This window comes from Microtetraspora sp. NBRC 13810, from assembly GCF_030268685.1.
Lineage (GTDB): Bacteria > Actinomycetota > Actinomycetes > Streptosporangiales > Streptosporangiaceae > BSRQ01.
In genome coordinates, this window is record NZ_BSRQ01000002.1 from 252,441 (window position 1) to 265,227 (window position 12,787).

A 12,787-nucleotide genomic window follows, 5' to 3' on the forward strand; every position below is an offset into this window, starting at 1 on the left:
ATGCGCTCTCCAGGTCGTGGTTGGCGGAACGAACGCACAGCGAGCGACCAGTCCGGAGGGGGACGTGGACCGGGCCGGTGCGCGGGTCAGGATTGGAGGCTGGGGGCGGGTAGCTCGATGCCGTCAGGTCGGCGCGGGCTCGGATCCGGCAGCCGGTGCGGGCTCGGGTCCGGTAGCCGGTGCGCGTGGATGCCGCCCACGTGGGCGTTCAATCTGCTCCAGTCGTCGCGATAGCTCCGCGGCTCCAGCACCCGCCGCTGGCGGGTGAGCTCCTTCGCCGACGCCACGGTCTGCGCGCGGCCGGGCTGCGCGAGTTCGGGCTGACTGGCCTCGATCCACGCCTCGGTGTCCTCCTTGATGCCCGCGGCGAGCTGTTCGATCGCCGCCTCGTGCGACACGCCGGCGTCGCGGTCGTGCCAGTACCGGCCCACCCGGTAGGCATGCCCGACGATTCCGGTGGTCGGGCCGCGGCCGTTCAGCGGGGTGCCGTTGCCGAACGAGTCCCCGGCCACCACGGCGTTCGCGCCCACCCGGGCGTTCTCCCCCAAGCGCACCTGCACGTGCATGAACCGGGGGCCCCAGATGCTGAACACCCGCTGCAGGTAGCTGACCTCCACCTCCAGGATGCGGGCGGCGTTCTCCAGGAAGTACTCCCTGGCCAGGTAGCGCATCGCGCTGCGGTAGCTCCTCGACCGGGTCGGCGTGAAGCGGGACACCAGGCCGCGGGCGACCGGGTCGAACCGATGGCCGCGGGGGATCTCCACGAAGATCCAGGCGACGTCGGCGAAGGCGTCGTGGCCCTCCACGGTCTGCCGGACCCAGTGCTCCTGGCCGTGCACGTCGAGCACCGACGCGATCCGCCGCCGGCACACCCCGTCGACCAGAAGGCCCTGGCTGCCCATCACGTAGTCGACCTCGGCGGGCACCGGACCACCGCCGTGGTCGACCGTCACCGGCCGCGGCTGGAAGCCGAGCCGGCGCGCGTCGACACCCTCGGCGCCCTCGGCCACCACGAGCAGCTCGGGCGTGCCGAGGTCGACCACGCTGCCGTGCGGGTCGCGCACGCGGGTGTACGACCGCAGGCTGTCGAGCTCGCGGATCGGCTCCACCCGGACCTGGATGCGCCCGTCGGGCAGCCGCACCACGCCGTACTCGGGCGAGCGGTGCGACCCGAACCGGCGCAGCGCCGCGAGGCCGCGCTGGACCCGGCTGGGCTCGGCGGTGCGGTGGTAGGTCAGCAGCCTGACCCGCGGCGGGATTCCGCGCTTCAGGTCCATCTGCTCGATGCCTTCGAGGTACCTGCGCATGAGGATGAGCAACTCGTTGGCGTCGCACATGAACTTCGGCCGCTCCGCGAGGACCTCCGCCATGGGGCGGGGCTCGGCCAGCGGGTCGAACGGCTCGCGCAGCTGCTCACGCGGGTGGATGGTGAGCTGCCGCTCCTCGTGCTGCACCCGGTCGTCGATCAGGTGGGTCGCCCGCACCGGGCAGGCGACCACGAGCTCCGACTCCTCCGACAGCACCTCGTCGGCACGGTCGGAGTCGCCGTAGGAGCAGTCCGGCCGGAAGAAGCACTCGTGCAGCCTGATCCGGCTGCCGTCGGTGCGGGTGGGGATGGCCTCGATGCCGTACCGCTCCTCCATCATCCGGTCGATGGTGGCGAGGTGGTGGTACAGGTCGTCGTACAGCGGCCACTGCATGGCGAAGTAGAACGGCGCGCCGCGCAGGTCGACCCCGACCGCCCGGCGGCCCTGCGCGACGGCCCAGAGCATCGACATCATGCCCGTACCGCCGAGGCCGAGGACGACCATGTCGGCGTCGGCGGTGCCGGTGGTGTCGTACTCCCGCCGCCCTTCCCTGGTCGTCGCCTCGTCGAGGTCCTGGGGCGCCACCTTCGGGGTCTCCGGCTGCACCAGGAAGATCGCGGCCGCGACAGCCAGGACCAGGATGCCGAACCCGACGAGGAAGCCGGCCTGGTAGCCCTCGGTGAGGGCGAACGCCTGCCCGCCGCCTGCGGCCACGGAGTCGGCCGTGGTGGCCGCCGCGACCGGCGCGATGATCGCCAGGCCGAGGGCGGCACCCACCTGCTGCGAGGTGTTGACCAGCCCGGACCGCAGCCCCCGGTCGCTCTCCGTGGCGTCCACGAACGCCATCTGCAGCGCCGCGGGGGTGCTCAGGCCGCCGCCGATGCCCAGCAGCAGCATGGCGGGCAACACGTCGACGAGGTACGACCCGTCGGCCGGCACCCGCGCCATGAGCCCGAGCCCCGCGGCCATCAGCGGCAGCGTGAAGATCAGCAGCGTCTTGCCGTCGAATTCGCGCAGCAGGCGCGGAGCCACCTTGAGCGAGGCGAACGCGACCATCACGGTGATCGGGAGGAAGCCCAGGCCCAGCTCCAGCACCGAGAACCCGAGCACGTTCTGCAGGTACAGGCCCGCCAGGAAGAACATCCCGGTCGGGCCGGCCAGCATGAGCGCGAGGGTCAGGTTGATCTGGCTCAGGTTGCGGGCCCGCAGGCTCGCGGGCGGGATGAGCGGCGCCGCGGTCCGCACCTGCCGGACCGCGAAGGCCGCGAGCAGCAGCAGGGCCACGCCCGCGAGCACCAGCGTGCTCACCTGGTCCCAGCCCTCGGCGCTCACCCGGACGATCGAGTAGACGAGCAGCGCGACCCCGGCCACCAGCAACAGCGTGTCGAAGGCCCCTACCCGGCTCTGGCCACGCGCGCCCTTGGTGTCGTCGATCAGCCGCATCGCGCCGAGTATCGTCACCGCGCCGATCGGCAGGTTGACCAGGAAGATCAGTTCCCAGCCGACCAGGGCGGTCAGCCCGGCGCCGATCAGCAGCCCGCTCGCCGCGGCGGAGGCCGAGACGAAACCGAACAGGCTCAGGGCCAGGCCCTGTTCCTGGGCCTTGGGGAACAACGTGATGATCAGACTGAGCGCGACACCGCTGATCAGCGCCCCACCCGCGCCCTGCACCGCGCGCCCGATGAGCAGCATGGCGGCGTTGTCCGCCAGCGCGCACAGGAGCGAGGCTGCGACGAACACGCCGATGCCGGCCATGAACACCCGCCTCGGCCCGATGACGTCACCGAGCCGGCCGGCGAACAGGAGCAGCCCGCCGAAGGGGATCAGGTAGGCGTTGACCACCCACGCGAGGTCGGCGGGCGTGAAGCCGAGGTCGGCCTGGATCGAAGGCAGCGCGACGTAGACCGCGGACCCGTCGACCGCGGTGATGAACGCGCCCAGGCACACCACCAGCAACGCCCGCTGGCGATGTCGCAGGCTGCGCAACGGCCGGCTGCCATCGCGTAGAACGACGGTCTCGTTGCGCTCGTCGTGGGCGTCGCCGCGCCCACGATACCGAGCGTCGGAGGAGTCCAACGAACTCACGCATTCCTCGCCATCTTGGTCCCCGGCATGCCGTCGCCGCCGCCCATGTCACTCGCCGCGCCGACGACCGAGCCTGCTCGCTCGTCGGGGTGCGTCTCCTGTAGCGCCGGAATCTCCGGCACGTGCAGGCGCCCCGCCCGGATGGTGAGGCGGCGCCAGTCGGACGGGTCCAGCGGCAGCAGCGACTTGCGGTGGCGGCGGGTCGCGTCGATCGTCGTCGCCCGAGCGCCGGAGTCGACGCCGGACTTCGCCTCGATCTGGGCGATCCGCTCCTGGCCGAAGTTGATCGGCAGCGCCTGGCTGAACTCCTGGGCGCTGACGTGCAGCCAGCCGAGCGTGTCCTCCTCGATCGCGTCGGCGAGCGTGCGGACGGCGTCGTTCTCCGGCTTCCCCGCGTCGATGTCCTTCCAGTAGAAGTACACGCGGCACGCGTGGCCGACCATGCCGGTGATCGCGCCGCCGCTGGTGAGGAAGTGGCCGTTGCCGAACGTGTCGCCGGCGACGACGCCGTTGGCGGCGACCCGGGCGTCGGTGCCCATCCGCTCCACGAGGCTGAACATCTTCGGCCCGTACGGCATCTGCACGGTCTCCAGGTCCTCGCGCGGCAGTTCGAGGATGAGCGCCGCCTGGTCGAGGTAGAAGTCGCGCAGCATGTGCTTGTAGGCGGCCACGTACTCGGCCGACTTGCGCGGCGTGTTCTCCGGGACCAGGCCGGCGAGCACCGGGTCGAAGGTCTTGAAGTCCGGGACCTGGACGAGCAGCCAGCCGACCTCGGGGTCGTTCTCGTGGCCCACGGCGATCTGCCGCACCCAGTACTCGTTGCCCTTGCGGTCGAACTCGCTGGCGATGCGCCTGCGCAGCCGGCCGCCGATGTGCAGTTCGAGGAACCCGGCGAGGTAGTCGGCCTGGGCGACCACCGGTCCGCGCCCGTCGTGGTGGTCGATCTCGACGTCGTGCTGCTGGAAGCCGAGACGGTCGGCGTCGCTGCTGTCGTAGCCCTGGGCGAGCACGAACAGCTTCGGGACCCCCAGGTCGATCAGCGGGGTGCCGGGGCGGCGGACGCGGCGGAAGCGGGTGTCGAGATCGAACTCCTCGATCTCCTCGATGAGCACCTGCAGGCGGCCGTCGGGGTGCCGGACGAACCCGTCCTCGTGCTGGAACCAGCGCAGGAACCCGTCGTTGGTGTCGCCGACCGAGGAGACCACCCGGTGCGAGGTGTACAGGCGCACCCGGGGCACCCTGCCCGCGGCCATGTCCATCTTCTCGATGGCCTGGAGGTAGCGGCGGAGGAAGGTGAGCACCTCGATGGCCCCCGCCTGGAACATCGAGGGGCCGTCCAGGACGTCGATCGTCGGCCGGCCGACCCGGGTCAGGTCCGGCTCCATCGGCGGGTTCGGCCGGTCGAGCACGGTGATCGAGCGGTTCGGCTTGCCGTTCCGGTAGCGGTCGTCGATGAACTCCGCGTGGTAGATCGTTCCCGATATGTGGATCTCGTCCCCGAGTGAGGAGGCCAGCCCGGAGATCAGTTCGTCGGCGAAGATGTCACCGGCCTCGGACTTCGGCGAGTAGAAGGTTTCCGCTAATCGGAACAACCTGCCGTCACCGCGCCGCGGGATGCCGTCCTCGCCGTACTGGCGCATCATGAGGTCGTCGATGATTCCGAGGTGGTGATAGAAATCCTCGCGGATATTCCAGTGCACGCCGAGGCCCGGGTCACCACGCATTTCCACGCCGACACAACGGCGACCCATGGCAACGCTCCAGAGCATCGCCATCATATTGGTACCGCCAAGCCCGAGCGCGAGGAAGTCGGGGTCGGCGATCCCTTCCTCTCGTACGACCTCGGTCCGATACTTGGGCAGTCTCACGATCTCCTCCAGGTTTCGGAACGCCCAGTTCTAGATTGAAAGGCCCGAATGGGCGGAAGTGGAATTACTTCCGGCTACTCGCCGCTGGGTGGAGCGATGCTGCACGCCAGCGTGTTCACCTCCCAGTCGAACAGCTCGTAGCCCGCGGCGATCAGCATCGCGCGGCACGCGGCCTGGTCCTCGCCCAGCAGTTCGTTCTCGTAGTTGATGTACGTCGGCCGGATCCGGGAGAAATCGACGGTCTTGAGGATGTCGTAGTCCGACCCCTCGGTGTCGATCTGCAGGAAGTCGACGTGGTCGAGGTTGTAGGTCTTCAGCAGCGTGTCCAGCCGGATGCTGCGCACGGTCTCCTCGACGCAGTGCTCGTGGAAGAACTTCTTGGCCTCCACGTAGTCGCGCTCGGACTCGCAGTTGTCCCACAGCTCGTTCATCCGGTCCGCGCGGATCGAGCTGCACTGCCGCAGCCACTCCGGCTGGCCGTACTCGACCGGGTCGACGCCCAGCCGGTAGACCGTCGCCTCGCCGTCGGTGGTGGAGATCGCGGCGTGCACGAACTCGGCACCGGGCAGGCCGGCGTAGTTGGCCTTCAGCTGGTCGAAGTACTGCTTGACGGGCTCGACGAGCACGGCCCGCGACCCGGGGAAACGGGGCAGGTTGGTGCTCAGGCAGCGGGCGATGGGGTCGTTGTCGGTGTTGCCGACGTATGCGCCGATCTGGACGAACACCACGTCCGGCCGCTGCTCGAGTTCGGCGAGCACGCGGTCGATCTCGAGTGAGTGGCCGTTGGCCAGTTCGTCGGCAGACGGTAGGGACATGCATTGCTCCTTGATGCGGCCGTTGCGCCGGGGGCGTCGGCGGTTTGCAGCGCGGACCGGCTGACGGTCCCGCGGAGGCGTGCTCCGCGGGACCAACCGTCCGCGTATGACCGGTTCGGACGCGGCGCCTAGTGGCCGGACCGCTCACCCATCGCGTGCCGCCAGGGGCCGAGGGAACGGTCCCGGTTCGCGATGGCCTGCACGGTCTGCTCGATCAACCCGCGGGTGCGGTCGTCGTCGCGGAGGTAGCCGCCGAACTCTTCTTCGGCGGTGTTCAGCCGGAACTCCTCGTTCAGCTCGCCCGGCACGATGTCGCTCTCGGCGATGACCTTCTTGGTCGCCCGCTCGAACGCGCTCAACGCGAAGTCCACGTTGCTCTCGTCGAAGGAGGTCAGCACCAGCTGCGTGCCGCAGTCGTCGAAGTGGACGCCGTAGTCGTAGGCGGTGCGGTAGATCTTCGTCATGAGCGGCTTCGCCGTCGTGATCACGTCGAAGAACATCGGCGGACCGCCGACCATGTTCGGGATCTCGTGCGCGTTCAGGATGTCGCGCATCCCGTCCATGAGCAGCTGGCCCATGCGCTCGCCGTTCGCGTGCTGGGAGCCGTCCTCGATGATGTCGAGCACGGCCAGCCCCGCCGCCATCGCGGGCACCTCGCGCAGGTACGTGCCCTCTGCGCGGGCGGTGTCGTAGGCGTCGATGAGGTCGCGCCGTCCCATCACCACCGAGAGCGGGTGCCCGTTGGTCAGGCCCTTGCTGATGACGACCATGTCGGCGGGCACCTTGCCGGAGCCGTGCAGGCCGTGCGAGCCGCAGCGAAACCCGCTGAACACCTCGTCCATGATGAACGGCACGTCGTGCTTGCGGCACATGGCCGACAGGCGCTGGTAGTACTCGGGGTCGAAGTAGTACAGCTCGGTCGACATGATCACGCCGGCGACGTCACTCGAGAACTCGGTGAGCATCCGCGCGAGCGCCTTCTCGTTGTAACCGAAGTTCGCCACGCCGGTCGCCGGGTCGAAGCCCATCTGGCCGTAGGGCAGGTGCCACTCGTGCCAGCCGTGGAAGCCGGAGGAGAGGATGAGGTCACGACCGGTCGCCGCGCGCGCCAGGCGGACCGAGAGGGTCGTCGCCTCCGAGCCGGTCTTGGAGAAGACGACCTTCTCCGCGACCGGGTACCGCTCGACGAGCCGTTCGGCCAGCTCGATGCGCGGGATCGACAGCGTGCTGGAGAAGTTCGCGCCGTAGTCCCGCATCTGCTTGGTGACGGCCTCGATCACCTTCTGCGGGCGGTGGCCCAGCAGGAGCGAGCCGTCGCCGGCGGTCAGGTCCAGCAGGCGGGTGCCCTCCACGTCGTACAGCCACGGACCGTCACCACGCTCGATGATCGACGGGTACCGAGACTGAATGTCGTAGTCCTCGGCGGCGGTCACCCTGCGTGCCCGCTCAAACAAAGCGTCGTTTGTCAACTTCTGGTTATTGGTCATACGATGCCCGCCTCATTCGGCCCAAAGTTCAGATAGTCGCAAGCATGATTGAACAGACGTGCAAACAGTGAACTGTGTGCAGCCGTCGCTTTCAGCACCTTCCCGCGGATGGCACGCGCGACTGTTCACGCGCGCCGAAGCAGCCGGACCGATCCCGCGCCAGTCAAGAAGTCCCCCCTCGGACGGAGACACGCCAAGCCGGATGTCGGGGTATGGCCGGACCACTCCGCATGGAAGCTGATCTCAAGTGTCGCGGTCAACCCGGTTGAGTACCGCGACGTCCCGGTTCGCCACCTACCGCCGGCGGAACTCCCGTCCACACGCCGTCTCCGCAGTGTCCGTGCCTATGCCAACCCCCCTTAGCACATTCACCTATGGCCCTCCATGCCGATAGTCGGACGGTCCCGGACTCACAGCCGGCCCTCGAACTCATCCCCGAAGAGGGCAGACCGTGTTATCAGTCCAGCCGGGCACAGCCCAGCGGACCCCCGATCGCGTGGATCCCATGGTTGGGTCATCAACACGGCCCACGATACAGAATTTCGGCCGGTTCGCCAGTAAATCCGATAAATTGCCCGACCTAAACCCTGATACGTGAATGGACCTCCAGGCAGGCGCGCGGCAACGGACTCTGACCGGTGACCGTCAGGGTCACGAAGGGCGGGGTCGGGAGCCGGTCACCAGGTGTCACCGCGCTCGGGGAAGGGCTTCCTGGCGACCTGGCCGCGGTAGCCGCCCCCCTTCATGACAGCCGGTGTCCTGGCTGACCGCGCCGAGCCCGGCCGTCTCCGCGGTGCGCGCCCGACCGACCTCGGTCCGGTGACCCGGCGCGTCCCGTACCGCGCTGACCTGCGCGGGCGGCACGGAACTCCCCCGCGGCTGCACGCGTTCCAGCAGCCGAGCCGGCCACTCGACGTCCGCGAAGTCGTCCTGCGCCCGGGGACGTTCTTCACGCACCCGGTGTCGCATCCAGCACCTGGGTCAAGTCACCGTGTCAAGCACAGCGCGGCAGAGCGACATGTTGTAGATTCCGGTGGTTCCCCCTCATCCCCCTCTCCTCTCGCCAACCGGAACCGCACCGGCCGGCCGAAGTGTTCCACCGTCGGCCGACTCGCCCACTCACGCCCCGCGCGTCAACTCACACGGTGTCCCATACCGGACAGGCCCCATCCGCCGGCTATCCGCAGCCGCGACCAGAATCCGGTCACTTTCGGTAACGCCGCCGAGCGTCCCATCGATACCGAAGCGCACGCCGTCTCACCCGCCAGGTCATACCGCGATCACGATCACCACAGCAACCCGGCGATCTTCAAACAACCCGACGTGCGGAAACAGGGCTATTCGGCTCTCTCGAACGGCTGATCCCCGAACCGGAGAAAAGTTATCTCCCACAAACCGTCACATTGCCCTACTATCAAGCTGAGTTGGTTCCGGTCGGCGATTCGAACAAGAGGCTCGCCCGCCCCGAACTCTTTTCTGATTCGCCGAGGCTAAACACATGTAGTGCAAGGTTAGCTACCAGAGAACGTGGTTCTCCTGCGCGAAAAGAGATCCCCGGCATGAAGGTGCTGCTGCTGAAACCGCCCATGCGGGCATCCATGATCGAGATCGGTCGGCACATGCCCGTCGGCCTCCTCTACCTGGCCTCGATGCTGCGGGATGCCGGGCACGAGGTCGCCGTGTTCGACTCCCTCGCCCACATCGAAGACAACCACGTGGTCCCGGAGAGCGAACTCACCGAGGTCGACCGCGTCAAGCTTGCCAGCCACCCTCGGTGGCGGCACCTCATCCACTGGGGCGCGCACTGGAGCAAGCTCCGTGCCGCCATCGAGGACTTCGCCCCGGACGTCGTCGGCGTCTCCTGCATGTTCACCCCGCACTACGAGCCGGCCTACGAGGCGGCGCGGTTGAGCAAGTCGATCTTCCCGGACGTGCCGGTGCTGCTGGGCGGCCAGCACCCGACGGTCGCCCAGGCCCACGTCATGGCGGAGAAGGCGGTCGACGTGGTCGTGCGCGGCGAGGCCGAGCAGACCATCGCCCACCTCATCGCGGCGATCGAGGCCGGCACCCCGCTGACCGAGCTGACCGGGCTGACCTTCCGCTGCGGCGCGGGTTTCTGCGAGTGTGACCGGCCGAGCGGCGGCCTGCACGTGACAGCGGCCACGAACTGGAACGGCGACCTGGACTCCCTGCCGCTGCCCGCGAGCGACATGGTCGACTGGAGCAACTACGACCACACCGCGACCGTCATCACCAGTCGCGGCTGCCCGTTCGCCTGCACCTTCTGCACCGTGCACGCCATGGTGGGCAAGAAGTTCCGCTCCCGGACCTCCGTCCAGATCGTGGACGAGTTCGAGCACTACGTGCGCGACCACGGCGTACGGAACTTCTTCATCGAGGACGACAACTTCACCTTCGACATCCCGCGGGTGCACGCGATCTGCGAGGAGATCCGCCGGCGCGAGCTGGACATCCGCCTGCACCTCCCGAACGGGATGACGGTGGTCAAGCTCGACGAGGACCTCGTGCACAGCATGCACGACGCCGGGTTCCGCAGCCTGTTCCTCGGCCTGGAGACCACCGACCAGGCCCGGCTGAAGGCCATCCGGAAGAACTTCACCTCGCTCGACAAGGTCCGCGCGGGCGCGCAGCTCTTCGGTGGCGAGGGTGTCGAGGTCGGCGCGTCGCTGATCGTCGGCCTGCTCGGCCAGGACGTGCGGGAGATCGCCAAGGACTCGATCACCGTCGCCCGGTCGGGGATCCGCTTCTGGACCAACCCCTTCTACCCGATCCCGGGATCGACGGACTTCCAGCAGTGTCTCGACGAGGGCCTGATCCGGCTCGACACCGAGTACGCGCTGTTCGACCAGTACAACTTCGCGATCGGCTCCACCCATCTCACCCCGCTGGAGCTGTACTGGTCCTGGATCGCCACGCAGGCGATCGCGCAGTGGTCGGCGTACGTGTTCGAGGAGCACCAGGACGAGACGTTCGAGGGGGCGCTGGCCGCCCTGGGCGATCACGTCATCGCGGCCGGCCAGATTCAGGCGCCGACGGAGTTCGACGCGGTCGGCGCCGTGCCGGTCGCGGTCGACGGCCGGAAGTTCGACGTCCACCGGCCGTCCTGCTTCTGCGCGCTGCACGCGCTCTCCAGCAACGACCTGCCGCTTGACCTGTGCCAGTTCAGCGGGGACATCGTCGCCGCGGTGGTGTCGCTGCGCCTCGGCCGGCCGGTCGGTGCCGTGCCGACGGGCCGGAACTCCGATGTCTGCTCGTTCGAGCTGGTCGAGCGGACCGACGAGGTCTGGCCGGCGACGCTGGAGACGTTCAAGTCGGTGCTCGCGACCGCCGACGAGACGGACAAGCTGGAGGCGGCGGTCACCGCTTCCTGAGCGTCGCGAACGAGACGACCCGTCCCGGCGGTTCGCTGCCGCGGGGCGGGTCCGTCGCGTGCCCCTGAGCCGTTCGTTCCGGACTCGCGCGGGCCCGGCCGGAGACTTTCACGCCTCCGGCCGGGCTCCGCCGTCTATGCCGAGCCCACCATGCGGCTCATGCTGAACCCCCGCTCCAGCAACCGGTGCGCCTGGCGGAGCGCGAGCGCCTGGATGGTCAGAGTCGGGTTCACCGCGCCCGGGTAGGGCATCAGGGCGCCGTCGACCACGCTCACGTTGTCCACGGTGTGCAGCCGGCCGTCCGGGTCGGTGACACTGGTCGCCTCGTCGATGCCGGACCGGCAGGTGCCGTGCAGGTGGGTGCTGCCCAGCTCGCCCAGCGAGCGCTCCCGCCGCAGGTACTTGCCGCCCGCGGCGCGCAGGATGTCCTCGCCGCGCTGCAGCAGGTACTCACGGCGGGCCTGGTCCCGCGCCGACGGCGCGTACTCCAGGGCCACCTCGGGCAGGCCGAACCGGTCGTGCTTCTTCGCGAGCAGGACGCGGTTGGACTTCCGCGGCTCGTCCGGCGCGATGCAGTCGATGCGCAGTGTCTGCTCGTCGCCGCGGAGCGGGTGGGCGTCCTCGGCCGACTCGAAGATCATGCCGCCGATGCCCCCGGGTGCGTCGTCGGCGGTGTAGTAGTCGGCGATCGCCACGGTCGAGCACGGCCCCACGCCGCCGTTCGGGCCGACGCCGGCCAGCGGCAGCTCGATCCGGTCGGACCGGCGGTAGGCGACCACGTACTCGTTGGCCTTCATGCACAGGCCGCGGCCGACGAGGCCGAACTGATTGCCCAGGCCGTGCGGCGAGTGCGTGTCGGCCGACCGCAGCAGCAGCGCCGCCGACTGGATCGCGTTGCACGCCACGACGATCTGCTTGGCGCGGAACAGGAAACGCTTGCCGGTGTTGACCTGGACGCACTCGACGCCGGTCGCCTGGGAGGCACTCGCCGCGGTGATCCTGGCCGCCTTCATACCGGCGAAGAGGCGGACCGTGCCGCGCTCCACCAGCGACTTCAGGAAGACGCTGAAGCTGTCGCCCTTGGCGCCCTTCTCACACCGCGCCGCCACGCAGTCGTTGTCCCGGCTGCAGGCGGGGCGGCCGCCGTAGGGCAGGCTGTTGATGGCCATCGGCGTGGGGAACGGGTGCAGCCCCAGCGACCGGGCGCCGTCGGCGATGGCCCGCCCGGACGGGGTCTGCGCCAGCGGCGGCAGCGGGTAGGAGTGACCGGGGGGCAACGTCGGGTCACCGGGCCCGCCGGACACCCCCAGCCTCCGCTCCACGCTGTTGTAGAACGGCTCGAGCTCATGGGGCTTCCACGGCCACTCCAGCGGCCACTCTCCGCCGCCGAGCAGCTCCTCCGCGTTGAAGTCCGGATAGCGGTGCCGGAAGGAGATGCCGCCGTAGAAGACCGTTCCACCGCCGACGTTGCAACTCGACCACGGGTATCCGATCTTGGCCCAGACCCCGTCGGCCTTACGCACCCAGGCGCGCTCGGAGAGGTCCTCAAGGTCGTCGTAGGACATGTCCGGGCTCACGAAAGGACCCTGTTCCAGGACGACGACGTCGAGTCCGGCCTCGGCCAGGGTGGCCGCCACGATCGAGCCGGACGCGCCGCTCCCGACGACGCACACGTCGGCGATCCGCGCCATGTCCTCGTCGGTGGGCGTGGGTCCATAGTCAACTAATCCAAGGTCGGTCTGCACGTGCCCCTCCATGCGGTCGACGAAAGATCTGTAGTTGTATGAACGGCAGTCTAGATCCTTTGGTCCTGAATTCTGAATATGTGAGTCA

6 protein-coding genes are annotated in these 12,787 nt (G+C 68.9%); 1 reads left to right on the forward strand and 5 read right to left on the reverse strand.

All coding sequences use genetic code 11. The annotated features are described in order from the left end of the window. Positions 1–86: 86 nt before the first annotated feature. From QSK26_RS04865 to QSK26_RS04880, 4 genes are all read right to left on the reverse strand, one after another. Positions 87–3,392 carry an MFS transporter gene (locus tag QSK26_RS04865; RefSeq protein ID WP_285773746.1) on the reverse strand — a complete coding sequence of 1,102 codons (3,306 nt, stop codon included), beginning with the start codon at positions 3,390–3,392 and terminating at the stop codon, positions 87–89. Continuing rightward, positions 3,389–5,116, reverse strand: coding sequence for a hypothetical protein (locus QSK26_RS04870; protein WP_285773747.1), 1,728 nt, complete (start codon positions 5,114–5,116; stop codon positions 3,389–3,391). The genes QSK26_RS04865 and QSK26_RS04870 overlap by 4 nt, the downstream gene beginning before the upstream one ends. A gap of 218 nt (positions 5,117–5,334) precedes the next feature. After that, positions 5,335–6,075 carry an FkbM family methyltransferase gene (locus QSK26_RS04875; protein ID WP_285773748.1) on the reverse strand — a complete coding sequence of 247 codons (741 nt, stop codon included), beginning with the start codon at positions 6,073–6,075 and terminating at the stop codon, positions 5,335–5,337. 128 nt (positions 6,076–6,203) lie between these two features. Then, positions 6,204–7,529 carry an aminotransferase class III-fold pyridoxal phosphate-dependent enzyme gene (locus QSK26_RS04880; protein ID WP_285773749.1) on the reverse strand — a complete coding sequence of 442 codons (1,326 nt, stop codon included), beginning with the start codon at positions 7,527–7,529 and terminating at the stop codon, positions 6,204–6,206. Between the two features lie 1,592 nt (positions 7,530–9,121). Here QSK26_RS04880 and QSK26_RS04885 point away from each other — a divergent pair. Further along, positions 9,122–10,954 (forward strand): B12-binding domain-containing radical SAM protein, encoded by a 1,833-nt coding sequence (locus QSK26_RS04885; protein WP_285773750.1) that lies wholly within the window; start codon positions 9,122–9,124, stop codon positions 10,952–10,954. A gap of 134 nt (positions 10,955–11,088) precedes the next feature. On the opposite strand, the gene QSK26_RS04890 is transcribed toward QSK26_RS04885, so the two are convergent. Continuing rightward, complete coding sequence (locus QSK26_RS04890; RefSeq protein WP_285773751.1) at positions 11,089–12,699, reverse strand: GMC oxidoreductase; 1,611 nt, start codon at positions 12,697–12,699, stop codon at positions 11,089–11,091. Positions 12,700–12,787: the final 88 nt, after the last annotated feature.